This is a genomic window from Microbacterium sp. EYE_78, assembly GCF_023149035.1.
Lineage (GTDB): Bacteria > Actinomycetota > Actinomycetes > Actinomycetales > Microbacteriaceae > Microbacterium.
Map to the genome: position 1 here is coordinate 1200259 of NZ_JAHXMY010000002.1, position 22769 is coordinate 1223027.

The 22769-nt window shown below is 69.9% G+C and carries 23 protein-coding genes, 1 tRNA gene and 1 pseudogene; 7 read left to right on the forward strand and 18 right to left on the reverse strand.

All coding sequences use genetic code 11. From position 1 onward, the window contains the following. Complete coding sequence (nagE, locus tag KZX17_RS12940) at nt 1-1914, reverse strand: N-acetylglucosamine-specific PTS transporter subunit IIBC (protein WP_248174332.1); 1914 nt, start codon at nt 1912-1914, stop codon at nt 1-3. An 82-nt stretch (nt 1915-1996) separates the two neighbouring features. On the opposite strand from nagE, the gene KZX17_RS12945 reads away from it, so the two are divergent. Further along, entirely contained in the window at nt 1997-2287 is a 291-nt protein-coding gene (locus tag KZX17_RS12945; protein ID WP_248174334.1) for a hypothetical protein, read from the forward strand. Nucleotides 2288-2296: 9 nt separating this feature from the next. Here the strand turns inward: KZX17_RS12945 and KZX17_RS12950 are convergent, their stop codons facing one another. The 11 genes from KZX17_RS12950 to rplU form a co-directional block, all read right to left on the reverse strand. Then, nucleotides 2297-2980 carry a hypothetical protein gene (locus KZX17_RS12950; protein WP_248174336.1) on the reverse strand — a complete coding sequence of 228 codons (684 nt, stop codon included), beginning with the start codon at nt 2978-2980 and terminating at the stop codon, nt 2297-2299. Between the two features lie 111 nt (nt 2981-3091). Next, nucleotides 3092-3167, reverse strand: a tRNA-Ala gene (locus KZX17_RS12955). 69 nt (nt 3168-3236) lie between these two features. Continuing rightward, nucleotides 3237-3617, reverse strand: coding sequence for a ribosome silencing factor (rsfS, locus tag KZX17_RS12960; RefSeq protein ID WP_248174338.1), 381 nt, complete (start codon nt 3615-3617; stop codon nt 3237-3239). Next, nucleotides 3618-4883, reverse strand: coding sequence for a hypothetical protein (locus KZX17_RS12965; RefSeq protein WP_248174340.1), 1266 nt, complete (start codon nt 4881-4883; stop codon nt 3618-3620). Further along, a complete protein-coding gene (gene nadD / locus KZX17_RS12970; RefSeq protein ID WP_248174341.1) occupies nt 4880-5476 on the reverse strand; it encodes a nicotinate-nucleotide adenylyltransferase in 597 nt (198 codons plus the stop codon). The genes KZX17_RS12965 and nadD overlap by 4 nt, the downstream gene beginning before the upstream one ends. Nucleotides 5477-5486: 10 nt before the next feature. Then, nucleotides 5487-5711, reverse strand: a complete 225-nt coding sequence (locus tag KZX17_RS12975) for a hypothetical protein (RefSeq protein WP_248174342.1) — start codon at nt 5709-5711, stop codon at nt 5487-5489. Nucleotides 5712-5755: 44 nt separating this feature from the next. Continuing rightward, nucleotides 5756-7015: a glutamate-5-semialdehyde dehydrogenase gene (locus tag KZX17_RS12980; protein WP_248174343.1), complete on the reverse strand. Its 1260-nt coding sequence runs from the start codon at nt 7013-7015 to the stop codon at nt 5756-5758. Nucleotides 7016-7045: 30 nt separating this feature from the next. Then, nucleotides 7046-7876, reverse strand: a complete 831-nt coding sequence (gene proB / locus KZX17_RS12985) for a glutamate 5-kinase (RefSeq protein ID WP_248174344.1) — start codon at nt 7874-7876, stop codon at nt 7046-7048. Beyond that, nucleotides 7873-9387 (reverse strand): GTPase ObgE, encoded by a 1515-nt coding sequence (gene obgE, locus KZX17_RS12990; protein ID WP_248174345.1) that lies wholly within the window; start codon nt 9385-9387, stop codon nt 7873-7875. The genes proB and obgE overlap by 4 nt, the downstream gene beginning before the upstream one ends. Nucleotides 9388-9479: 92 nt before the next feature. After that, nucleotides 9480-9737: a 50S ribosomal protein L27 gene (gene rpmA / locus KZX17_RS12995; protein ID WP_065570691.1), complete on the reverse strand. Its 258-nt coding sequence runs from the start codon at nt 9735-9737 to the stop codon at nt 9480-9482. 21 nt (nt 9738-9758) lie between these two features. Further along, entirely contained in the window at nt 9759-10067 is a 309-nt protein-coding gene (gene rplU / locus KZX17_RS13000; protein ID WP_064002215.1) for a 50S ribosomal protein L21, read from the reverse strand. 211 nt (nt 10068-10278) lie between these two features. Between rplU and KZX17_RS13005 the strand changes: the two genes are divergently transcribed. Beyond that, nucleotides 10279-10551, forward strand: coding sequence for a DUF4031 domain-containing protein (locus KZX17_RS13005; protein WP_248174346.1), 273 nt, complete (start codon nt 10279-10281; stop codon nt 10549-10551). A gap of 8 nt (nt 10552-10559) precedes the next feature. On the opposite strand, the gene KZX17_RS13010 is transcribed toward KZX17_RS13005, so the two are convergent. Continuing rightward, on the reverse strand, nt 10560-12968 hold the full coding sequence (locus tag KZX17_RS13010; RefSeq protein WP_248174348.1) for an Rne/Rng family ribonuclease: 2409 nt from the start codon (nt 12966-12968) through the stop codon (nt 10560-10562). Between the two features lie 300 nt (nt 12969-13268). On the opposite strand from KZX17_RS13010, the gene KZX17_RS13015 reads away from it, so the two are divergent. After that, entirely contained in the window at nt 13269-13874 is a 606-nt protein-coding gene (locus tag KZX17_RS13015) for a vitamin K epoxide reductase family protein (protein ID WP_248174350.1), read from the forward strand. A 52-nt stretch (nt 13875-13926) separates the two neighbouring features. On the opposite strand, the gene ndk is transcribed toward KZX17_RS13015, so the two are convergent. Genes ndk through ileS form a run of 4 tightly spaced genes read right to left on the reverse strand, consistent with a single transcriptional unit; the run spans nt 13927 to nt 19460 of the window. After that, the gene (gene ndk / locus KZX17_RS13020) at nt 13927-14343 is read right to left on the reverse strand and encodes a nucleoside-diphosphate kinase (protein ID WP_248174352.1); all 417 of its coding nucleotides are present in this window, start codon (nt 14341-14343) and stop codon (nt 13927-13929) included. A gap of 1 nt (nt 14344) precedes the next feature. Further along, entirely contained in the window at nt 14345-14737 is a 393-nt protein-coding gene (locus KZX17_RS13025; protein WP_248174354.1) for a DUF4233 domain-containing protein, read from the reverse strand. Then, on the reverse strand, nt 14734-16086 hold the full coding sequence (locus tag KZX17_RS13030) for a folylpolyglutamate synthase/dihydrofolate synthase family protein (protein ID WP_248174356.1): 1353 nt from the start codon (nt 16084-16086) through the stop codon (nt 14734-14736). Before KZX17_RS13030 ends, KZX17_RS13025 begins: the two co-directional genes overlap by 4 nt. Further along, nucleotides 16083-19460 (reverse strand): isoleucine--tRNA ligase, encoded by a 3378-nt coding sequence (gene ileS / locus KZX17_RS13035; protein WP_248174358.1) that lies wholly within the window; start codon nt 19458-19460, stop codon nt 16083-16085. The genes KZX17_RS13030 and ileS overlap by 4 nt, the downstream gene beginning before the upstream one ends. A gap of 221 nt (nt 19461-19681) precedes the next feature. On the opposite strand from ileS, the gene KZX17_RS13040 reads away from it, so the two are divergent. Beyond that, nucleotides 19682-20344, forward strand: a complete 663-nt coding sequence (locus tag KZX17_RS13040) for a hypothetical protein (RefSeq protein ID WP_248174360.1) — start codon at nt 19682-19684, stop codon at nt 20342-20344. Next, complete coding sequence (locus KZX17_RS13045) at nt 20341-21006, forward strand: GNAT family N-acetyltransferase (protein WP_308194620.1); 666 nt, start codon at nt 20341-20343, stop codon at nt 21004-21006. The genes KZX17_RS13040 and KZX17_RS13045 overlap by 4 nt, the downstream gene beginning before the upstream one ends. On the opposite strand, the pseudogene KZX17_RS15225 reads toward KZX17_RS13045, so the two are convergent. Then, nucleotides 20937-21428 (reverse strand): annotated as a pseudogene (locus KZX17_RS15225) (OsmC family protein); the annotation flags it as partial. The gene KZX17_RS13045 and the pseudogene KZX17_RS15225 overlap by 70 nt on opposite strands. Between KZX17_RS15225 and KZX17_RS13055 the strand changes: the two are divergent. After that, the gene (locus tag KZX17_RS13055) at nt 21313-22056 is read left to right on the forward strand and encodes an ATP-binding cassette domain-containing protein (protein WP_248174364.1); all 744 of its coding nucleotides are present in this window, start codon (nt 21313-21315) and stop codon (nt 22054-22056) included. The pseudogene KZX17_RS15225 and the gene KZX17_RS13055 sit on opposite strands and share 116 nt — an antisense overlap. Then, nucleotides 22053-22745 carry an ABC transporter permease subunit gene (locus KZX17_RS13060; RefSeq protein ID WP_248174366.1) on the forward strand — a complete coding sequence of 231 codons (693 nt, stop codon included), beginning with the start codon at nt 22053-22055 and terminating at the stop codon, nt 22743-22745. The genes KZX17_RS13055 and KZX17_RS13060 overlap by 4 nt, the downstream gene beginning before the upstream one ends. Nucleotides 22746-22769: the final 24 nt, after the last annotated feature.

The window sequence follows — 22769 nt, forward strand, 5'->3', positions numbered from 1 at the left end:
TCACACCAGATCGATGCGCGCGTCGGGATTGTTCAGGATGACCACCGGCGTGACGGGCGAGTGGCCCGCGGCGACGATGCGCTGACGATCGAATCGCACCAGCGGATCGCCCGTCTTCACTCGTTGGCCTGCGGAGACGAGCGTGCGGAAGCCGTCCCCCTGCATCTCGACGGTGTCGATCCCGATGTGGATGAGCAGCTCCGTGCCGTCGTCCAGCCTCAGCCCGACGGCGTGACCTGTCGGGAAGACACTCTCCACCATCCCGTCCGCCGGGGCGGTGACGACCTCATCAGAGGGGTCGATCGCGATGCCCGGCCCCATCGTGCCGTCCGAGAACATGGCGTCCGGCACGTCGGAGAGGGCGAGGATGCGGCCGGCGACGGGCGCGGTGAGTCGGACCACCGCGGGCGCCTGCGTCTCGATGGCGACTCCAGCGGCCGCGGGGACGCGGCTCGAGGCGCTGCGCCCGGCGATGACATCCTCCATCGCGTCCTTCACGAATTGGACGTTGAGCCCGTAGACCACCTGAACCGACCGTCCCCCCGGCTTGATCGTGCCCGCCGCGCCGGCTCTCCGGAGGGCGGACTCGTCCACGCGCGAGACGTCCGCGATCTCCATACGGAGGCGCGTGGCGCAGTTGTCGAGTTCGACGATGTTGTCCTTCCCGCCCAGCGCATCGACGAACCGCTCCGCCGTTGTGTGGAAGTCGCCTCGCGGCGCGGCATCCGTCTCCTCGTCGTCCATGGCCTCGTCGTCTTCGCGTCCGGGTGTCTTCAGATCGAACCGTCGGATGATCCACCGGAAGACGACGAAGTAGATCACGAACCAGATCGGACCCATGATGAGGATGATCCATGGGTTCTGCGCCAAAGGGTTCACCCAGCCCAGAACGAGATCGATGAATCCGCCTGAGAAGCCGAATCCCATCCGCACGGGCAGCAGCGCGGAGACGAAGAGCGAGATGCCCATGAACACGGCGTGGACGAGATAGAGCCACGGCGCGAGGAACATGAACGAGAACTCGAGCGGCTCGGTGACACCGACGAAGAACGACGAGATGGCACCGGACAGCAGGATGCCGGCGGCCACCTTGCGACGCGTGGTCTTCGCGGTCACGTACATCGCCAGCGCGGCTCCCGGGAGCCCGAACATCATGACGGGGAAGAAACCGGTCATGTACTGACCCGTCTCACCGGCGACCCCGTCGCCCGCGGAGCCCTGCAGGAAGTTGTTCAGATCGTTGATGCCCGCGACATCGAACCAGAACACCGAGTTCAAGGCGTGGTGCAGGCCGAGGGGGATCAGCAGGCGGTTGAAGAATCCGTAGAGTCCGGCACCGACCGGTCCGAGGGTGACGATCCATTCGCCGAAGCTGACGAGTCCGCCGTAGACCAGCGGCCACAGGAACACGAGGACGATCGCGACGATGAGCGACAGGCCCGCCGTGACGATGGCGACGGAACGCTTTCCCGAGAAGAACGAGAGGGCGTCAGGGAGCTTCGTGTCCTTGAACCGGTTGTAACACCAGGCGCCGATGAGGCCGCAGATGATGCCCACGAAGACGTTCTGGACCTTTGTGAAGGCGGGATCGACGGCCTCGACGTCGACGCCGGTGAGTGCCGACATGGTCGCCGGACTCAGCATCGTCGTCACGGTCAGCCAGGAGACGAGGCCCGCAAGGGCGGACGTCCCGTCCGACTTCTTCGCCATGCCGATGGACACACCGACCGCGAACAGGAGCGCGAGGTTGTTCAGCAGCGCACCGCCGGCCGCGCTGAGGAACGCCGACCCGATGTTGTCGGACCCACCGTTCGCGTTCTTGATCCAGTAGCCGATGCCCGACAGGATCGCTGCGACCGGAAGGACGGCGACCGGCAGCATGAGCGACCTGCCGAGCCTCTGGAAGAACTTCATCGTCTCTCCGTTCCCGGCTCCCAGGGGATGGGGCCAGCCACGAGGCTACTCAGCCCGGCGTCCCCACGACAGAGGCGCGCTGATGGCACGCGGCGGTGACGTCAAGGGCCTCGACCTCCGGCGTTGCAACGGGGAGGCTGGGGGCGTCGAAAGGATCGCCGTGAACGCCGACAGCACCTCGCACTCCCCCGACCTCGACCGCTTCGTCGGCGGCGAGCAGGAAGGACTTCCTCCGGCACCCGAAGGCGCGCCGGACGGTGCCGGCACCGCGTCGCCCGAGGAGCGCTTCGTCGCCCCCGAAGGCGGCCGCCTCGAGGTCGATCGTGACACCGTGCCCGATGAGCGGATGCCGGAGTCAGACGGCGAGGACTGACGTCACCCGTCAGCTGTCCGAGATCGCAGCGTCGAGCGCCATACTCGACAGCTCGACCGCGTCGTCGGGGCTGATCATGGTGCCTGCGACGGAGACCCAGAACCCGCCGTGGAACGAGTAGGCCAGGCCGTAGCCGATGCCTTCTTCGAACAGATGGGAGTACGTGGGTGCGGGCCGGCCGTCGTCGGCGACGTAGCCGTCCTCACGGCGCGTGTACGTCGGCGAGGACTCCAGTGCGGTGATGAGGGTCGTCCGCTCGTTCGGCGGGATGGCGAGGAATGACACGGTGAACGCACCGTCGGAGCCGGGAATGCCCCAGGTGCAGCTGCCGAGGGGGTCGGAGCCGGCGGCAGCCCGCTGCGCGGCGGGTCCCGGCAGGCTCTCGGGGCTGAACTCGTCGACGTTCTCAACGGGCTCGTCGATCTCGTCGTCGAGGTTCTGATGCATCCAGTCGAGGCTCGCGATCGCGTCGCACTCAGGCGCGACGAGCGAGGCCGGCGACGGCGCTGCGGTCGGTGACGCGTCCGGTTCGGCCGTGGCTGCCGGAGTCGGCACAGGAGTCCTCGACACCTCTGCCGCAGGCGACTCGGACTCGATCCCGATGAGGCCACCATCGGTCCGACCCGGCATGCAGCCGCTCAGCAAGACGACGATGCCGGCGATGGCCGGGAGGATGAGGAGGCTGCGGCGCACGGGATCAGCGTAGCGAGCGGATCGGAGGACGATGGTCTCCGTTCGATATCGAGCGGACCCGACCGCGGCTCTCGCCGCAGAGACACAAAACCCCCGGCGAACCGGGGTGTTTGGTGGACCTGAGGGGACTCGAACCCCTGACCCCCTGCATGCCATGCAGGTGCGCTACCAGCTGCGCCACAGGCCCTTCGTCGCCGCTCGCGGCAACTCATTCAGTTTACTACACGCCGAACTGTGGTCCGAACCACGGCCGCCGTCAGTTGTCGCCCGGCGTGTGCTCGGGAAGGCTGACGGCGATGACCGGGCAGTCCTTCCACAGCCGTTCGAGGCCGTAGAACACGCGCTCCTGCTCGTGGAAGACGTGCACGACGAGGTCGCCGAAGTCCAGCAGGATCCACCGGGACTCCTCGCGACCCTCGCGGCGCAACCGCTTCTGGCCGGCTTCGAGCATCTTCTCCTCGACCTCGTCGGCGATCGCCGCGACGTTGCGCTCGCTGCTCCCCGTCACGAGGAGGAACGCATCGACGAGCGGCAACGGCTCGGAGACGTCGAAGGCGACCAGGTCCTCACCGCCCTTGCTGTCGGCGGCAGCGGCTGCCACCTGGACGAGTTCGTGGGTGTGCGGTGCGGCGACCATTCAGAAGACTCCGTTCGTGACGGCGAGGATGAGGACCGTTGCGAGTGCCAGGCCGAGCGCACCGGCACAGATCGCGAGGGTCATGATGAGCCGGCTGCCCTTCTCGGGCGCCGGCGGGCGGATGATCTCGTCCGCGCTCTTGATCGTGCTGATCGCCGACGACGCGGCGATGGGGGTGGGTGAGGATGCTGGGGGGAGCTCGCCGTCGATGAGTGCCGCGTCGATGTCCTTGCCGTCGGACGTGCCCGGTGCGGTGCCGGTCGACCCGTAGTTCTCCGGGAGGTTGTAGCTGCCGGTGATGATGAGCTCGCCGGTTCCCAGGATCGGCACCGACAGCGAATCGGTGTCAGGGGTCTGGGAGAGGATGAGCGCGTTCGGCGCAGAGGACGATCCGCTGCCACCGCGCGTCAGCAGCTGATCGAACGACGGCGGCAGCTCGATGTCGGCGGCACCGCCCTCGAGCAGCTGCGCGCCGAGCGCGGGGGCGATGACCGGCGCGTCCTCGCGGTCAAGCTCGGTGTCGGTGCGGGACTCCGCGTCCGCGTGCTCCTCGGCATCGTCCTCGATCAGGACGTCCTCTTCGAGCGCGGCGCCACCGTCAGACTCGGCGTCGTCCTGCGTGGACTCGGCGGTGTCCGCTTCGGATTCCGCGTCACCCTGCTCGAACTCGGCGTCGCCGTTCTCGGGTTCGGTGTCCGGCTCGACCTCCGCGTCCGGTTCGTCGACGACCTCAGGGTCGGATCCCGCGGGCTCCGACTCGACGGGCTCCGCCTCCTCGGGCTCCCCCTCCTCGGGCTCGAAGTCCTCGGGCTCGGCGTCGGGCTCCGCCTCGACAGGCGCCGCCTCGTCACCGGTCGGTTCCGTCTCGGCATCCTGCTCGACGGTGCCCTCTCCAACGGCGGGCGACTCCTCCTCGCGCGAGGCATCCTCGATCTCCGCGTCCGGCTCGACATCCGCCGGAGCGGGCGCCTCGTCGGAGCCGGCCGGGATGACATCGATCGACGCGGTCCGCAGCTTCGCCTGCTGACGCGCCCGCCGACGGGTGAACGGATGCTCGTCGAGGTCGACGTCGGGATCGGGCGCCTCGGGCAGCTGCACGGGCTCGGCGGCGCGCGGCAGCGGAGCCGACGGGGCGGTCGTCTTGGCTGCCTCCTCGGCGGCGGCTTCCGCCTCCTCCGAGGTGATGATCGGGGTGGATGCCGTGTTGCGCAGCTCGCGCAGCTGCCGCCGGGTCAGCGGTGGGCTCGGCTGGTCTGGTGTGCTCATGCCTTGCTCCGATACAGGTGGTGCTTCGCAATGTATTGGACCACGCCGTCGGGGACGAGGTACCAGACGGGGTGTCCGCGACGCACGCGCGCACGGCAGTCGGTCGAGGAGATCGACAGTGCGGGGATCTCGAGCACACTCACGTCGTCGGACGGGAGTCCCTCCACGCTGAGCGTGTGTCCGGGGCGCGAGACGGCGACGAAGTGCGCGAGGTCCCACAGCTCACTGACGTCACGCCAGCTCAGGATCTGTGCGATTGCGTCGGCGCCCGTGATGAAGAACAGCTCCGCGTCCGGCCGCTGCTCCTTCAGGTCGCGCAGGGTGTCGATCGTGTAGGTCGCGCCGCGCCTGTCGACATCGACACGACTGACCGTGAACATCGGGTTGGATGCCGTCGCGATGACGGTCATCAGGTACCGGTGCTCCGCCGACGAGACACCCGACTTCTGCCAGGGCTGACCGGTCGGGACGAAGACCACCTCGTCGAGGTCGAACGATTGCGCGACCTCGCTGGCGGCGACCAGGTGTCCATGATGGATGGGGTCGAAGGTGCCACCCATCACACCGATTCGCTGCGCCCGCGCGGTTGCCATCGACGCAGCCTCAGTGCTTGCCGTGGCCCGCCTGCTGCTGCACGGGGTTCTTGGCGGCGTAGGCCTCGGCCTTGTGCGAGTGACGGTTGGCGACGTTGCGGTACGACAGCACCACGAAGCCGAGCGCGAGGAAGAGGATGAATGCGATGACTCCGAAGATGAAGGTCTCCGCCATCACGTTGCCGTGGTGCTCGGTCTCGGCTGCGGCGAGGGCGAGGGTCGTCGCGAGGTTCATTCAGGCTCCGTTCGAGGGGACGCGTGCAGTGACAGTTTAGGCGGTCAGGGTCGGATCTGCCCGGCGCCCCGCGCCAGCCACTTCGTCGTCGTGAGCTCGGCGAGCCCCATCGGACCGCGCGCGTGCAGCTTCTGGGTCGAGATGCCGACCTCGGCGCCGAACCCGAACTCGCCGCCGTCCGTGAACCGGGTCGAGGTGTTCACCATCACGACGGCGGAGTCGACCTCGGCCAGGAAACGCTCCGCGGCCGACTCGTCGGCCGTGATGATCGACTCCGTGTGCTGGGTCGAATACGTCCGGATGTGCGCGAGGGCTTCGTCGAGGTCGTCGACGATGCGGAACGAGACGTCCAGGCTCATGTGCTCCGTCGACCAGTCGGCCTCGACAGCGGGGACGACCCCGCCGGCGAGTCGGCGCGTCTCGTCGTCGCCGTGGACGGTCACGCCGCGCTCCTGCAGTGTCGCGACGATCGGGGCGACGACCCGCTGCGCCGCATCGCGATGGACGAGGACCGTCTCCACCGAGTTGCAGACGCTCGGCCGCTGGACCTTCGCGTTGACGACGATGTCGGTGGCCCACTCGAGCGGCGCGGACGCGTCCAGGACGATGTGGACGACGCCGGCCCCCGTCTCGATGACGGGCACCGTCGACTCGGTGACGACGGTCTCGATGAGCTGCGCACTGCCCCGCGGAACCAGCACGTCGACGAGTCCGCGTGCGCGCATCAGCGCGTTCGCGCCGTCACGGCCGAAATCGTCGACCGTCTGGATCGCTTCCGGGTCGACACCCGCCGCGGAGAGGGCGCCCCGCATCACCGCGACGAGGGCGGCGTTCGAGGACTGGGCCGCGCTGCCGCCGCGGAGGACCACCGCGTTACCCGACCGCAGGGCGAGCGCGGTGATGTCGACCGTGACGTTCGGCCGGGCTTCGTAGATCGAACCGACGACACCGAACGGCACCGAGACCTTCTGCAGACGGATGCCGTTCTCCAGCGTGCGATCGTCGAGCACACGCCCCACCGGGTCGGGCAGCACTGCGACCTCGCGGACGGCCGCCGCCAGCGCGCGCACGCGCGGCTCGTCGAGTCTCAGCCGATCGATGAGCCCGGGCGTGAGGCCGTTCGACTCGCCGCGGGCGAGGTCTTCGGCATTCGCCGCGACGATGCGGGGCACGTCGGCCTCGATCGCATCGGCGATGCCCCGGAGCAGGTCGACCTTCGCGGCATCCGTCAGGAGACCGACGGACCGGGATGCCTCCCGCGCGGATCGCATGCGCTCGAGCGGGCTGAGGACGGTCGTGGTCATCTCGTCAGTCTACGGCTGTGCGGGACGCGGTCATTCCGCAGGAACACGCACGGGCGCGGTCCCCGCCGGCACCGCGGGGTTCGGGTCCGGAGCGAACCACGTGCCGACGCGATCCCCTCGCAGCGCCGCGTGCACGAGGTCGGCGCTCGTGACGAGCACGGCGACCCCCGCCGCGGAGGCAAGACGGGCGGCCGAGGCCTTGGTGGCAGCCCCTCCGGTTCCGACGCTGTTGACGACCACGGACCCGAATTCGTAGCCCGAGAGATCGTCACCGAACGCGACCTCGTCGATCGGGCGGGCGCCGGGCTCCCCAGGCGGGCGGGTGTACAGGCTTTCGATGTCGCTGAGCAGCACGAGCGCATCGGCGCCGATCAGCTGCGCCACGAGTGCAGCCAGCCGGTCGTTGTCGCCGAAGCGGATCTCGTGCGTCGCGACGGTGTCGTTCTCATTGACGATGGGCAGGATCCGAAGCCCCAACAGACGTTCCATGGCGCGACGTGCGTTCGACCGGTGGGTGGGGTTCTCGAGGTCGCCCGCCGTGAGCAGCACCTGGCCGGCCACGATCTCGAAAGGCCGGAGGGCTTCTTGGTACCGGTAGATGAGGACGTTCTGCCCCACCGCGGCCGCGGCCTGCTGGGTGGCGAGATCACTCGGCCGGGAATCGAGCAGCAGGAACGGCATGCCGGTCGCGATGGCACCGGACGAGACGAGGACGACCTCGGTGCCGCGTGCGTGCGCCTCGGCGAGAGCGTCGACGATCGGGCCGATCTTCTCGGCGTTCTCACCGCTGATGGACGACGAGCCGACTTTGACGACGACGCGACGCGCCCCCGCGATTCCCGCGCGATCCTGCAGCGTCACGACTCGCTCTCGTCCCCCCAGCCGTCGCCGCGCGCGGCGAGGCGTTCGGATTCGAGCTCGGCACGCGCCTCGGCCTTGGCGTCCATGCGCTCGTGGTAGCGGTCGCGACGCTGGGAGGTGGTGCGACGCGGGTTCAGGTCGAGGCGCGGATCGGTGCCGCGCGGCGCGGTCATCAGCTCGGCGGCGGAACCGAGCGACGGGTGCCAGTCGAAGACGATGCCGTCGCCCTTGCCGATCACGACGGTCGAGCCCGCCTCGGCCCCGGCGCGGTAGAGCCCATCCTCGACGCCCAGCTTCTCGAGGCGGTCGGCGAGGAACCCGACGGCCTCCTCGTTCTGGAAGTCGGTCTGCTGCACCCAGCGCACGGGCTTGTCGCCGAGGATGCGGTAGATGTTGCCGTAGGTGCCGCCTTCGACACGGATCTCGAAGTCCTTCTCCGACCCCTGCGGACGGATGACGATCCGCTCGGGCGCGGGCGCCGCCGCAGCGGCCGCCCGATGCTCCTCCACGATCTCGCCGAGCGCGAACGTCAACTGTCGCAGGCCGTCACGGCTGACCGTGGAGATGTCGAACACCCGGAAGCCGCGGGCCTCGAGGTCGGGGCGGACGAGGTCGGCGAGATCCTTCGCCTCGGGGACGTCCAGCTTGTTCAACGCGACGAGCTGCGGACGCTCGAGCAGCGGGACCTGGCCGTCGGGGACGGGATAGGCCGCCAGCTCCGCGAGGATGACGTCGAGATCGCTGATGGGGTCGCGACCCGGGTCGAGGGTCGCGCAGTCGAGGACGTGGACGAGGGCCGTGCAGCGTTCGACGTGGCGGAGGAACTCGAGCCCGAGTCCCTTGCCCTCGCTCGCACCCTCGATGAGCCCCGGCACGTCGGCGACCGTGTAGCGGGCCTCGCCCGCCTGCACGACGCCGAGGTTCGGGTGCAGCGTCGTGAAGGGGTAGTCGGCGATCTTCGGCCGTGCGGCCGAGATGGCGGCGATGAGGCTGGACTTGCCCGCCGACGGGTAGCCGACGAGGGCCACATCGGCGACGGTCTTCAGCTCGAGCTGGACATCGCCCTCCCACCCCGGGGTGCCGAGGAGGGCGAAGCCGGGCGCCTTGCGCTTCGGGTTCGCGAGCGAGGCGTTGCCGAGCCCTCCCTGCCCACCGGGTGCGACGACGAAGCGGATGCCGGGCGTCGCCATGTCGACGAGCGTCTCGCCGTCCTCGTCCTTCACGACCGTCCCGACCGGGACCGGGAGCTCCAGCGGCTCGCCCTGGGCGCCGGAGCGGTGATCGCCCATGCCGAAGCCGCCATTACCGGCGGAACGATGCGGTGAGTGGTGGTAGGACAGCAGCGTGGTGACCTGCGGGTCGGATACGAGGATGATGTCGCCACCGTGTCCGCCGTTCCCGCCGTCAGGGCCGGCGAGGGGCTTGAACTTCTCTCGCTTGACCGAGACACAGCCGTTGCCGCCCTTGCCTGCGCTCAAGTGCAGCGTCACGCGATCGACGAACGTCACCATGCGGTGTCTCCTGACGGGAAGCCGACCGGGGCCGGCGGGGGAAAGAATGAGGGGCGGGCCGCAGCCCGCCCCTCATCGAGAATGTTGTCTGATCACTCAGCGGCCGACACGATGTTGACGACCTTGCGGCCGCCCTTCGTGCCGAACTCGACCGCACCCGCGGCAAGCGCGAACAGCGTGTCGTCGCCACCGCGGCCGACACCGGCGCCCGGGTGGAAGTGGGTGCCGCGCTGACGGACGATGATCTCGCCGGCGAGGACCTGCTGGCCGCCGAAACGCTTCACGCCGAGGCGCTGTGCGTTGGAGTCACGACCGTTACGGGTGGAGCTTGCGCCCTTTTTATGTGCCATCTCTCGTGTCCTCTCGGCTGCTTACTTGATGCCGGTGATCTTGACGCGCGTGAGGTCCTGACGGTGGCCCTGGCGCTTCTTGTAGCCGGTCTTGTTCTTGAACTTCTGGATCACGATCTTCGGACCGCGCTCCTCGCCGAGGACCTCGGCGGTGACCTTGACCTTCGCGAGCTTGTCGGCGTCGGTCGTCACGGCGTCGCCGTCGACGAAGAGGACGGCCGGGAGCTCGATCTTGTCGCCGACCTTCGCCGCCTGACGGTCGAGGACGACGATGGTGCCGACCTGGACCTTCTCCTGACGGCCACCGGCGCGCACAACTGCGTAAACCACTTCACACCTTGTTTCTTCTGTGGAGCGCTCGGCTCCGATTGTCTGATGAGACTGGAAGTCGTGGTGCGGAAGCCAGGCTCTGGGTCGCATCGTCCTGCGACACGTGACGCACCAAGGGTCCAGAATACCCGATCCCCGCGGAGAGGGCAAAAGCGCTCGGGGCCGTGTCGGCACGGGTGCCCCGCGACCTCCCCGTGCCTATGATCGGCGGATGGCGATCCTGGTCGACTCCGCGATGTGGCCCGCGCACGGCCGGCTCTGGGCCCACATGGTCTCGGACAGCGACCTGTCCGAGCTGCATGCATTCGCGGCGGCCCACGGCATCCCGCCACGCGCGTTCGACCGTGATCACTACGACGTCCCCGCCGACGCCCTCGACCGGTTGGTCGCCGGCGGCGCGGAGCGAGTCAGCGCACATGAGCTCGTCCGCCGGCTCATCGCTTCGGGGCTGCGGGTCACCGCCCGCGAGCGGCGCGGACGGTGACCTGAGGGTCAGTCCTCTTCCGGCGAGGTCGACACCGGCGTGCCGGTCAGCGCGGCGGTCGTCACCCGGCGGCGTGCGCGGCCCTGCCCGGGTGCCTTCGGCTCGGGCAGCGCCTCGAGGACCGAGTCGAGCATGCGCTCGGCGTCCGACTTCGGGGCAGCGTCCGCCTTCTTGCGGCGCGGGCGCTTCGCGCGTTCGGCGCGCGGCTGCGCCTCGACCGGCGCCTCCGCCTCGGGCTCGACGGCCACCTGCTCCTCGTGCGGCTTCATCGTGGAGGCGGCGATCTGCGCGAGTGCGGACTTCACACCTTCGGTGATGACGTGGGTGCCGCCCGTCGGCGTCGCGGCCGCCGACTGCTGCGGCGAGGCGCCGTTCTGACGCGAGCGGCGCCCACCGCCGTTGCCGCCGTTCCCACCGGTGCCGCTGCCGTTCGCGCGGTGCTTCACGACCGGGTCGTGGTGGACGATGACGCCACGCCCGGCGCAGACCTCGCACGCCTCGCTGAAGGTCTCGAGCAGCCCGAGGCCGATCTTCTTGCGGGTCATCTGCACGAGTCCGAGCGACGTCACCTCGGCGACCTGATGCTTGGTGCGGTCGCGGCTCAGGCATTCGACGAGGCGGCGCAGGACGAGGTCCCGGTTGGACTCGAGGACCATGTCGATGAAGTCGACGACGATGATGCCGCCGATGTCGCGCAGCCGCAGCTGGCGCACGATCTCCTCAGCCGCCTCGAGGTTGTTCTTCGTGACGGTCTCCTCGAGGTTGCCCCCGGTGCCGACGAACTTGCCCGTGTTCACGTCGACGACCGTCATGGCCTCGGTGCGGTCGATGACGAGCGAACCGCCCGAGGGCAGCCAGACCTTGCGATCGAGGGCCTTCTCGATCTGCTCCGTGACGCGGAATTCATCGAACGGGTCGTGGTCGCCGTCGTACTTCTCGATCCGCTCCAGCAGATCCGGAGCGACTCCCGTGAGGTACGAGGTGATGGTCTGGTACGCCTCGTCGCCCTGGATGAGCATCTTGCGGAAGTCCTCGTTGAAGACGTCGCGCACGATCTTCACGAGGAGATCGGGCTCGGAGTGCAGCAGGGCGGGTGCCTGGCCCGACTGGGCCTGGGTGCTGATGTGCTCCCACTGCGAGGTGAGGCGCTGCACGTCCCGCGTGAGCTGCTCCTCGGTGGCGCCCTCCGCCGCGGTGCGCACGATGACGCCCGAGGATTCCGGCAGCACCTCCTTGAGGATCTTCTTCAGCCGGGCACGCTCGGTGTCGGGGAGCTTCCTCGAGATGCCGTTCATCGCGCCACCGGGGACGTACACGAGGTACCGGCCGGGCAGCGAGATCTGGCTGGTCAGACGGGCGCCCTTGTGCCCCACCGGGTCCTTCGTGACCTGCACGAGCACCCGGTCGCCGGACTTGAGCGCGAGTTCGATGCGGCGCGGCTGGTTGCCGGTCTCGACGGCATCCCAGTCCACCTCGCCGGAGTACAGCACGGCGTTGCGGCCGCGACCGATGTCCACGAACGCGGCCTCCATGCTGGGGAGCACGTTCTGCACGCGGCCGAGGTAGACGTTGCCGATGAGTGAAGCGTCCTGGTTGCGGGCGACGTAGTGCTCGACGAGGACGTTGTCCTCCAGCACGGCGATCTGGATCCGACCGCTCTTGGAGCGCACGATCATGTCGCGGTCGACCGACTCGCGACGGGCGAGGAACTCGGCCTCGGTGACGACGGGGCGGCGGCGACCGGCCTCGCGACCGTCGCGGCGGCGCTGTTTCTTCGCCTCGAGCCGCGTGGACCCCTTGATGCGCTGCGGCTCGGTGATGACTTCGACCGCCCGGCGGCGCGGCGCAGGCTCGTCCTGCGACTCGCCCCCGTTGCCGCCTCGACGGCGGTTGCGGCGTCGCGAGCTCGACGGCGAGTCGGACGCACCGTCCTCGCGCTCGTCACGATCGTCCCGCTGCAGCGCCGGGAGAGGCGTGATCTCGGGCGCGTAGAAGTGCAGCGCCGTCGACACCGCCGACACGAACTGCTCGGGGATGAGCCCCAGGCTGATCGCGGTCGGAGTCTCCGGCGCGACGGGCACCTCGGGTTCGGCAGGCTCAGCCGACCCCGCAGGCTCAGCCGACCCCGCAGGCTCAGCCGACGCCGCAGGCCCAGCCGACGCTTCCTGCTCGGCGGGCGTCTGCGGCTCGGCGGGCGTCTCGGGCTCAGCAGATTCCTCAGGCTCAGCGGGTGCCGTGGGCTCGGCGGGCGCCTCGGGCTCAGCGGGCGCCTCGGGCTCGGCAGGCGCCTCGGGCTCAGCGGGCGCCTCGGGCTCAGCGGGCGCCTCCGGCGTCGGCGTGGCCGTCTCCTGCTCAGGGGCGGAGGTCAGCGCCTCGTCCTGGTCCGGCGTGGTTGCTTCGTTGTTGTCATCGGCCATCTCTGGCGTACTCCCAGCCGACGGCTCCGCGCGCCGTCCGGCGTAACTCTGGCGGCGCCGCTCCGTTCTCGGAGGGGCCGCGAACTCTCTCGGTCTGCAGCCGATCCTCGCTCTCTGGGCGAGGTGACGCTGCGCGGGCGGTCATCGCCCGAAGTCTCCTGGTGACGTCCGGGCGGCGCGGCCGCGGGGACGTCGACTCCCAGTATCCCACTTTCCGGGGCGATTCCATGACCGATCGGTGGGTTATGCACGGCCGAGGCCTCCAGGGCACCCATGACCGGCGGTGCGATAATCGCCCGCATGACCTCCCGGACCGGCTCCCCACGCCCCCTCGGCCTCGCCGTCTGGCTGATCCTGGCAGGTGCCGTGGGATGGTTCGCCGCGTTCGAACTCACCGTGGAACGACTTCGTCTGTTGGCCGACCCGAACGCCACTGCGGCCTGCGACATCAGTCTCCTGGTGCAGTGCGGCGCGAATCTCCAGTCGGCGCAGGGCTCGGTGTTCGGGTTCCCGAACCCCGTCCTGGGTCTGACCGGGTGGATGGCGCCTGCCGTCGTCGGGGCCGCTCTGCTCGCCGGCGCGAGGTTCGCTCGCTGGTTCTGGCTCGTCTTCGGCCTCGGTATGACCTTCGCGTTCGGGTTCGTGCTGTGGCTGATCTCGCAGAGCGTGTACGTGCTCGGCACCCTCTGCCCGTGGTGCATGGTGACGTGGCTGGTGACGATCCCCTCGTTCTACGCCGTCGTCGTGCACCTCGTGCGGATCGGGGCGATCCCGGCATCCGCGTCGGCTCGTCGCGGCGCGGGCAGGCTGATGGCCTGGGTGCCGCTCATGGCGATCGTCACGTTCGCGGTCGTCGGTCTGCTCGCGCAGCTGCAGCTGGATTGGATCGCGGAGTTCACCCGCTGACACGACGATGCCCCGCTCCGTGAAGAGCGGGGGCATCGTCGTGGGTCTCGGCTCAGGCGAACCAGATGCCGAGCTCGCGCGCGGCGGACTCGGTGCTGTCGCTGCCGTGGACGAGGTTCTGCTGGACGGCCAGGCCCCAGTCGCGCCCGAAGTCCCCGCGGATGGTGCCGGGGGCCGCGGTCGTGGGGTCGGTGGTGCCGGCGAGCGAGCGGAATCCCTCGATGACGCGGTTGCCCGCAAGGCGGATCGCCACGGAGGGACCCGACATCATGAACTCCAGCAGCGGCTCGTAGAACGGCTTGCCTTCGTGCTCGGCGTAGTGCTGCTCCAGGCGGGCGCGGTCCGGCTCCACGAGGCGGATGTCGACGAGCGCGTAGCCCTTCGCCTCGATGCGGGCGAGGATCGCTCCGGTGAGTCCACGGGCGACCCCGTCGGGCTTCACGAGGACGAGGGTCTGTTCGGTGGCCATGTCAGTCTCCGTTCTGGTCCGCGTCTGCGGCGAGTGAGGCGTTGCGCTGATCGAGCGCGCCGCCCTTGATGGTGGCATACACGTACAGCCCGCCGAAAACCGCGGCGGCGATCAGCAGGGCCGGCACGAAGAAGGCGCCGAGCGCGATGACGACCTGCAGTGCACCGCCCGCGACGACCGCCCACGTGTGCCGGGTGAACCCCGCGAGGGCGATCATCAGGACGCCCAGGACGGCTCCCCCGACGATTCCCCACCACGGCTCGATCCCCGCAGGCAACGCCTTCAGTCCGTAGACGGAGAGGCCCGCGAGGAACGCGACGATCGATTCGAATCCGAGGATCACCGACAGGAGCGACTCACGTGCGCCGCGCTGTCGACGCACTCGCGGGCTCACGCGTCGTACCCCGACTTCCACCCCTCGGCCTCCGCCAAGACGACGGCCTCGCCGGCCAGCACGACGCTGCCCGCGATGACGACCGCCCGTCGATCGGATGCCGCGGCCCACGCCCGAGCGGCCTCCGCCGCCTCGGCGAGGTCGCGGTGCACGGTCACGGGCGTCCCGACCTCCTCCACGATGTCGGCGATCCGGTCGGGCTCCTCGGCACGGTCGGATTCCGGTGCGGTCGCGAACACCTGCGCCACGGCCGGAGCGAGCGTCTGGACGATCCCGTCGACGTCCTTGTCCGCGAAGGCGCCGAGCACGAGGCCCCACTCGTCGAAGTCGAACGACTCCCCGAGTGCCGACACCAGCGACCGGGCGCCGTGGGGATTGTGCGCACTGTCGACGAGCACGGTCGGTGCGATGCCGATGAGCTGCAGGCGCCCGGGCGAGGTCGCGGTCGCGAACCCGTCCGCGAGGACGTCGGCGGCGAGCGGCTGGGTCGCGCCGCCGATGAGCGACTCGACGGCGGCGACGGCGAGGGCCGCGTTCCTCCCCTGGTGGGCACCGTAGAGGGGCAGGTAGAGCTCGTCGTAGGTCGCCGCGAGGCCGCGGACGGTGAGCAGCTGCCCGCCGACGGCGAGCTTCTGGTCGAGGAGACCGAACTGCTCGCCCTCGAAAGCGAGCGACGCCTCCTTCGCGCGGGCCGCGGCGGTGAGCACACCGGCCGCGGCCGGGTCCTGAGCCGCAGACACGGCGGCCGCGCGATCCTTGATGATCCCGGCCTTCACCGTCGCGATCTCCGCGATCGTGTCGCCGAGCTTGTCCGCGTGGTCGATGTCGATCGGAGCGAAGACGGCGACATCCCCGTCGGCGGTGTTCGTGGCATCCCACGACCCGCCCATCCCGACCTCGATCACCGCGACGTCCACGGGCGCATCGGCGAACGCGACGAAGGCGAGGACCGTGAGCAGCTCGAAGAACGTCAGCGGCGGCTCCCCCCGACCGTCGAGCTCGGCGTCGACGAGGTCGACGATGGGTGAGATCTCGTCCCACGCGTCCGCGACGGCGCCGTCCTCGATCGGCTGGCCGTCGACCGTGATCCGCTCGGTGAACCGCTCGAGGTGAGGGCTCGTGAAGAGCCCTGTGCGGAGCCCGTGCGCGCGCACGATCGATTCGATGATGCGGCTCGTCGAGGTCTTGCCGTTCGTGCCGGTGATGTGCACCACGCGGTACGTGCGCTGCGGGTCGTCGAGCAGTTCGAGCACACGGCGCGTGCGCTCGACACGGGGTTCGACCCAGCGCTCGCCCTGCCGTTCCAGGAGCGCCGCGTAGACGGCGTCCGCTCGTGTCCGGTCGCTCATGAGGTCGCTCCGATCCGGCGCACGCCGATCGTGAAGGAACCGGCGTTCGCGTACGTGCCGGCGGGGACGGATGCCGTGTGCTCCGGCGTGGAGCGCAGCGCCTCACCGCGCAGGGCGGTGCCATCGGCGGTGGCGACGAGGTCGGCGACCGACAGGGTCTCCCCCGCGACGTCGGCCACGTCGAATGCGGCGGCGACCGCCTCGGCGTCGCCGGTGTCGTCGAAGGTGAGCTGCAGCGCGATGCGGTCGCTCACCTCGAAGCCGGCCGCCTTGCGGGCGTCCTGCACGGCGCGGATGACGTCGCGCGCGAGGCCCTCGGCCTCGAGCTCGGGCGTCGTCGTGGTGTCGAGCAGCACGAACCCGCCGCGCGGCAGGAGCGCGATCGCGGTGCCCTCGGCGACGCCGCCCGCCTCGAGCGTGAGGTCGTACTCCCCCGGCTCGAGCGCGATGCCGTCGACGACGACCACGCCGTCCTCCTCGCTCCACAGGCCTGCTTTGGCGCCCTTGATGACGTGCTGCACCTGCTTGCCGAGGCGCGGACCGGCCGCGCGCGCGTTGACGGCGAGGCGCTGGCTGATGCCGTACTGCTCGGCGAGGCCCTCGGTGAGCTCGACGACCTCGACGGCCTTGACGTTGAGCTCGTCGCGCACGATGTCCTCGAACTGCGCGAGCGCGTCGGCACCGCCCACCGCGACGGTGAGGTTCGCGAGCGGCAGACGCACGCGCTTGCCCTCCTTCTTGCGGAGGGCGTTCGCGACGGACGACACCTCGCGGACGGTGTCCATCGCCTCGCGGATGTCGGATGCCGGGGCGAACTCGTCGGCGTCGGGCCAGTCCTCGAGGTGGACGCTGCGCCCCCCGGTGAGTCCCCGCCAGACGCGCTCCGAGACGAGCGGGATGAGGGGGGCTGCGACGCGAGTGAGCGTCTCGAGCACCGTGAACAGCGTGTCGAACGCCTCCGTCGTGGTCGGGTCGGCGGCATCCACCCCCACCCAGAAGCGGTCTCGCGATCGACGGATGTACCAGTTGGTCAGCGCTTCCGCGAACTCGCGGAGCTTCGCGGCCGCCATCGTCGAGTCGAGCGCCTCGAGGTCTGCGGCGACGCCCCGGACGAGGTCACCCGTGAGCGCCAGGATGTGGCGGTCGAGGACGTTCGTCGAGTCCGTGCGGCGACGGGCCTCGTAGCCGACACCATCGGGGCCGCCCGCGGCGTTCGCGTACGTCGAGAAGAAGTACCACGCGTTCCACAGCGGCAGCAGGAACTCGCGGACGCCGGAGCGGATGCCCTCCTCGGTGACGACGAGGTTGCCGCCGCGCAGGACCGACGAGCTCATGAGGAACCACCGCATCGCGTCGGATCCGTCGCGGTCGAACACCTCGCTGACGTCGGGGTAGTTCCGGAGCGACTTCGACATCTTCTGCCCATCGCTGCCGAGCACGATGCCGTGGCAGGCGACGCCCGAGAACGCCGGGCGGTCGAACAGCGCGCCCGACAGGACGTGCATGACGTAGAACCAGCCACGGGTCTGACCGATGTACTCGACGATGAAGTCGGCGGGGGCGTGCTCATCGAACCAGTCGCGGTTCTCGAACGGGTAGTGCACCTGCGCGTACGGCATCGAGCCGGAGTCGAACCACACGTCGAAGACGTCCTCGATGCGGCGCATCGTGGAGTTCCCCGTCGGGTCGTCGGGGTTCGGACGCGTGAGGTCGTCGATGAACGGGCGGTGCAGGTCGACCTCGTTCGCCTCGTTGACCGGCAGCCGGCCGAAGTCGCGCTCGAGGTCCTCGAGCGAGCCGTACACGTCGACGCGCGGGTACTCGGGATCGTCGCTCTTCCACACCGGGATCGGCGAACCCCAGAACCGGTTGCGGCTGATCGACCAGTCGCGCGCGCCCTCGAGCCACTTGCCGAACTGGCCGTGCTTGACGTTCTCGGGCGCCCACGTGATCTGCTCGTTGAGCTCGACGAGGCGGTCCTTGATCGAGGTGACCCGGACGAACCAGCTCGAGACCGCCTTGTAGATGAGGGGGTTCCGGCAGCGCCAGCAGTGCGGGTACGAGTGCTCGTACGACGCCTCGCGCAGCAGACGTCCCTCGGCCTTCAGCAGGCGGATGAGCGGACGGTTGGCGTCCATCCACAGTTCGCCCGCGACGTCGGTCACCTGGGGCAGGAAGCGGCCGCCGTCGTCGAGGCTCATGATGAGCGGGATGCCGGCGGCCCCCGTCACACGCTGGTCGTCCTCGCCGTAGGCCGGGGCCTGGTGGACGATGCCCGTCCCGTCGGTCGTGGTGACGTAGTCGTCGACGAGGATGCGCCAGGCGTGCTGGGTGCCCCAGGTCTCCTTGTCGGCGTAGTAGTCGAAGAGCCGGTCGTAGGCGACGTCGGCGAGGTCGGCACCGCGGACGGTCTGGTCGACCGCGTCGCGGGCCTCATCGGCGGACGCGTATCCGAGGTCCTTGGCATAGTTCGCGAGCAGGTCGGCGGCGAGCAGGTAGCGATGCGACTGCCCCTCGAGGGCGTCCTCGTGGATGTCGGCGGCGCCTGCCGGGCCGCCCGGCAGGACGACGTACTCGATGTCGGGGCCGACGGCGAGCGCGAGGTTGGTCGGGAGGGTCCACGGGGTCGTGGTCCAGGCGAGCGCGCGGACGGCGGTCAGGCCGAGGGCTTCGGCCTTCGCACCGACGAGCGGGAAGGTGACCGTCACGGACGGGTCCTGACGCATCTTGTAGACGTCGTCGTCCATGCGCAGCTCGTGGTTCGACAGCGGCGTCTCGTCGCGCCAGCAGTACGGCAGCACGCGGTGGCCCTCGTAGGCGAGGTCCTTGTCGTAGAGCTCCTTGAACGCCCACAGCACCGACTCCATGTACCCGGTGTCCAGGGTCTTGTAGCCGCGCTCGAAGTCGACCCAGCGCGCCTGGCGGGTGACGTAGTTCTCCCACTCCTGCGTGTACTCGAGGACGGATGACCGCGCCTTCGCGTTGAAGGCGGCGATCCCCATCTCCTCGATCTCGCTCTTCTCGGTGATGCCGAGCTGCTTCATGGCCTCCAGTTCGGCGGGCAGGCCGTGCGTGTCCCATCCGAAGACGCGGTCGACCTTCTTGCCGCGCATCGTCTGGAACCGCGGGAAGAGGTCCTTCGCGTAGCCGGTCAGGAGGTGGCCGTAGTGCGGCAGGCCGTTGGCGAACGGCGGGCCGTCGTAGAACACCCACTCGTCGGCGCCATCGCGCTGCGCGATCGACGCGCGGAACGTGTCGTCCTGCTCCCAGAACGCGAGGACCTCGCGCTCGAGGTCGGGAAAACGCGGGCTCGGGACGACGGCCGCGGGCGCATCGGCGGCGGGGCCGAAGGCGGAAGGTCGGGGGTAGGTCATGTCACTCCTGCAGGTCTGCTCCTGCGAGGACGATCCGGAGACCGCGGTACCACCCCGCTTGGCGCGACCCGGTTCCGGATGCACCCACTCACCTGCGGCGATGACGGGCCTGCCCCGCTCGGTTCTACTGGGCGGCGGACCGCTGTTCTTCCGAGAGCTCCCCGGTGATGGCCGGATCGGTGCTGATGGGCACAATCATACCGTCGGCATAGCCTGGCGTCATGGCCCGCCCCCGCATCCGCCCCGAGCCTCCCCGCATCCCGGACCCGGATCTCCCGCGCGAGCTGACGCCCGCGACGCTGCGCCGGTCGGGCGAGACGTCCGAAGCGCGCATCGATCTCGACCCCGGGGCGACGGATGCCGCGCACACCCGCATCAGCGAGAGCGTCGTGGCCCCGGCATCCGTCCAGACCCTCGATCTGACCGGCGCGATCCTCACGGACGTCGTCCTCGACGCCGTGTCGACAGCCGAGCTGCTCGCCCGCGAGGGGACGTGGCGGACCGTCGTCGTCCGCGGGGGACGGATCGGGACGCTCGATCTGTCGCGCGCGCGCTGCGACGGCCTCGTCCTGGACGGCGTGCGCGTCGACTACCTGACGGCGGGCGGCGCGACGCTCCGCGACATCGACGTGACCGGATGCCGCATCGGCACCCTCGACCTTCCCGGCGCCCGCCTCGAGCGGGTGCGGATCACCGGATCGACGGTGGACGAGATGGACGTCCGGGAGTGGCAAGCGGGCGACGTCGACCTGCGGGGAGCCGAGGTGCTGTCCTTCACGGACGTCCGGATGCTGCGGGGCGTCACCTTGACCGGCGACCAGGCGACCTCGCACGCACTCGCGTTCGCGGTATCCCTCGGCATCGACGTGCGAACGGACGAGTGACGCTGCGGACGGCTCGGCTGGTCCTCCGCGACATGAGCGAGGACGACCTGCCGGCGCTCCGGGCGATCCTCACCGACCCGGTCGCGATGACCGCGTACGAGGGCGCCTTCACCGAGGCCGAGTGCCGGGCGTGGCTCGAGCGCAACCTCCAGCGCTACACGGAGGACGGGTTCGGGCTGTGGGCCGTCGAACTCGCCGACGCCCCGGGCGAGATGATCGGGCAGTGCGGCATCACGCGGCAGCGCATCGACGACGACGAGGTCCTCGAGGTCGGGTATCTGTTCCGCCGGGCGCACTGGCACCGGGGGTACGCGACGGAGGCCGCTGCGGCGTCGCGCGACTGGGCATTCCGCGAGTTGGACGCGCCGACCGTGTGGGCGAAGGTCCGGGACACGAACATCGCGTCGATGCACGTCGCCATCCGCCTGGGGATGACCGTGCGTCGCCGCTTCGTCACGCACTACCGAGGCGTCGACATGCCGCACCTCGGGTTCGCCGTGGACCGTTCGTCGGCCCACTCCTCGGCACGGATGCCGACGGTCGCCGCATCCTGCAGCAGACGGGAGATCGGGCATCGATCGTGTGCCGCGCCGACGAGTTCCTCGGTCTCCCCCAGTGTGCGCCCGTGTGCCGACACGAAGGCCGTGACGTGGAATTCGTAGCCGCCGCGCGCGGGAGAGTCGTGGAGCTCCACCTCGACCCGCACCCGCGTGCGATGCGCGCCCTTGACGATCGCCTGGAGCGTCGCGTCCAGGCACGTCGCCCATGCGAGGGCGAGGAGCTGCTCGGGATTGCTCCGCGTGAGGTCCGCGTCGGTACTGAGCGGGTTCATCACCGCGACCTCGAGGCCGCCGACGACCCGGCTCACAGCGGTGCCGCCGTCGTCGTTGATCGCCTCGGTCCGGTACCTGGTGCTCATGGCAGAACTATAGTTGGACGGCATCCAACAATCGTTTCGAGGTCTCGTCGTGCTGTCCGCTCCCCCGGTCGAACTCACCGCTGCGGGTGTGACGTACCCGAACGGCGTCCGCGGGCTCGGCTCCGTCGAACTCACCGTGCGTGCCGGTGAGATCCTCGGCGTCATCGGCGAGAGCGGCGCCGGTAAGAGCACGCTCCTGAACCTCCTGACGGGCGAGACCACCGCCACCGCCGGTGCGGTGTCGGTCCTCGGGCAGGACGTCGCCGCGCTCGACCGCGCGGCACTCCGGGTGTTGCGACGCGAGATCGGCGTCGTGTTCCAAGGCGTCCACCTGCTCGCCAATCGAACCGTGCGGCAGAACGTCGCGGCTCCGCTCACGCTCCGCCCCCGACGCGAGCGCGACACCGCGGCCGTGGACGAGGTGCTGCGGTTCGTGGGTCTCGACCACCGGGCGGACGCCTTCCCCGCCCAGCTCAGCGGCGGACAGCGCCAGCGCGTGGGCATCGCTCGCGCCCTCGTGACGCGCCCGCGCCTGCTGCTCTGCGACGAGCCGACGTCTGCGCTCGACGCCGCGACCGCGGGCGAGGTGCTCGACCTCATCCGCGACGCGCGCGACCGGTTCGGGGCGACCGTTCTCATCGTCACGCACGACCTCGACGTCGTGCGGGCGGTCTGCGACCGCGTCGCGCTCTTCGACGGCGGTGCGCTCGCCGACGTGCTGCCCGTCCGACGCACCGGACGCCTCGAACCCGAGACCTACCTCGATCGCGCCCGGCGGGAGCTCGGCGCGTGAGCGGCCCCGACGACATCCTCGCCTCGCTCGGCGCATCGCTCGCCGAACGCGGGGACGACCTCGTCGAGGCACTCGGCGAGACGGCGTACATGCTCGGCGTCTCCCTCGCCGCCGCCGTCCTCCTGGGCCTCCCGCTCGGCACCGCCGTCTACCTCACCCGACCCGGGGGGATCGTGTCGAACCGCGCCGTCTTCGCGGTCGCGGACACCCTGATCAACGTCATCCGCTCGTTCCCGTTCCTCCTGCTGGTCGTGTTCCTCGTGCCGGTGACACGCGCGGTCTACGGCACGACGTTCGGCACACCCGCGGCGACCTTCTCGCTGTGCGTCGTCGCCGTCGCCGTGTACGGCCGTCTCGTCGAGCAGATCCTCCGTGAGGTGAGCCCCGGCATCCCCCGGGTCGCGCAGACCCTCGGCGCGACGGTGCCGCAGACCGTGGTGCGGTTCCTGCTGCCCGAGGCCGTGCCGGGGCTCGTGTACGCCCTGACCTCGGCGAGCATCAGCCTGCTGTCGTATTCGACCGTCCTCGGGGTCGTCGGCGGCGGCGGGATCGGCGACTTCGCGCTCCGCTACGGCTACCAGGAGTACGACGACGTGCTCATGTACTTCACGATCCTCGTCATCCTCGCCATCGTCCTCGTCATCCAGGCGATCGGGCAGCGGATCTCCGTTCGCCTCGACCACCGCTGACACCCCTATCCCACAAGGAGCACC

Excerpts from the sequence above, each read along its gene's own strand:
- nadD (WP_248174341.1), bottom strand. The coding sequence starts at position 5,476 with ATGGCAACCGCGCGGGCGCAGCGAATCGGTGTGATGGGTGGCACCTTC.
- KZX17_RS13040 (WP_248174360.1), top strand. The coding sequence starts at position 19,682 with ATGGCCCGCCCCCGCATCCGCCCCGAGCCTCCCCGCATCCCGGACCCG.
- KZX17_RS12945 (WP_248174334.1), top strand. The coding sequence starts at position 1,997 with ATGGCACGCGGCGGTGACGTCAAGGGCCTCGACCTCCGGCGTTGCAAC.
- KZX17_RS13010 (WP_248174348.1), bottom strand. The coding sequence starts at position 12,968 with ATGGCCGATGACAACAACGAAGCAACCACGCCGGACCAGGACGAGGCG.
- KZX17_RS13005 (WP_248174346.1), top strand. The coding sequence starts at position 10,279 with ATGGCGATCCTGGTCGACTCCGCGATGTGGCCCGCGCACGGCCGGCTC.
- KZX17_RS13030 (WP_248174356.1), bottom strand. The coding sequence starts at position 16,086 with ATGAGCGACCGGACACGAGCGGACGCCGTCTACGCGGCGCTCCTGGAA.
- obgE (WP_248174345.1), bottom strand. The coding sequence starts at position 9,387 with ATGGTGACGTTCGTCGATCGCGTGACGCTGCACTTGAGCGCAGGCAAG.
- KZX17_RS12965 (WP_248174340.1), bottom strand. The coding sequence starts at position 4,883 with ATGAGCACACCAGACCAGCCGAGCCCACCGCTGACCCGGCGGCAGCTG.
- rpmA (WP_065570691.1), bottom strand. The coding sequence starts at position 9,737 with ATGGCACATAAAAAGGGCGCAAGCTCCACCCGTAACGGTCGTGACTCC.
- ndk (WP_248174352.1), bottom strand. The coding sequence starts at position 14,343 with ATGGCCACCGAACAGACCCTCGTCCTCGTGAAGCCCGACGGGGTCGCC.
- nagE (WP_248174332.1), bottom strand. The coding sequence starts at position 1,914 with ATGAAGTTCTTCCAGAGGCTCGGCAGGTCGCTCATGCTGCCGGTCGCC.
- ileS (WP_248174358.1), bottom strand. The coding sequence starts at position 19,460 with ATGACCTACCCCCGACCTTCCGCCTTCGGCCCCGCCGCCGATGCGCCC.
- KZX17_RS12980 (WP_248174343.1), bottom strand. The coding sequence starts at position 7,015 with ATGACCACGACCGTCCTCAGCCCGCTCGAGCGCATGCGATCCGCGCGG.
- rsfS (WP_248174338.1), bottom strand. The coding sequence starts at position 3,617 with ATGGTCGCCGCACCGCACACCCACGAACTCGTCCAGGTGGCAGCCGCT.
- KZX17_RS12975 (WP_248174342.1), bottom strand. The coding sequence starts at position 5,711 with ATGAACCTCGCGACGACCCTCGCCCTCGCCGCAGCCGAGACCGAGCAC.
- KZX17_RS13015 (WP_248174350.1), top strand. The coding sequence starts at position 13,269 with ATGACCTCCCGGACCGGCTCCCCACGCCCCCTCGGCCTCGCCGTCTGG.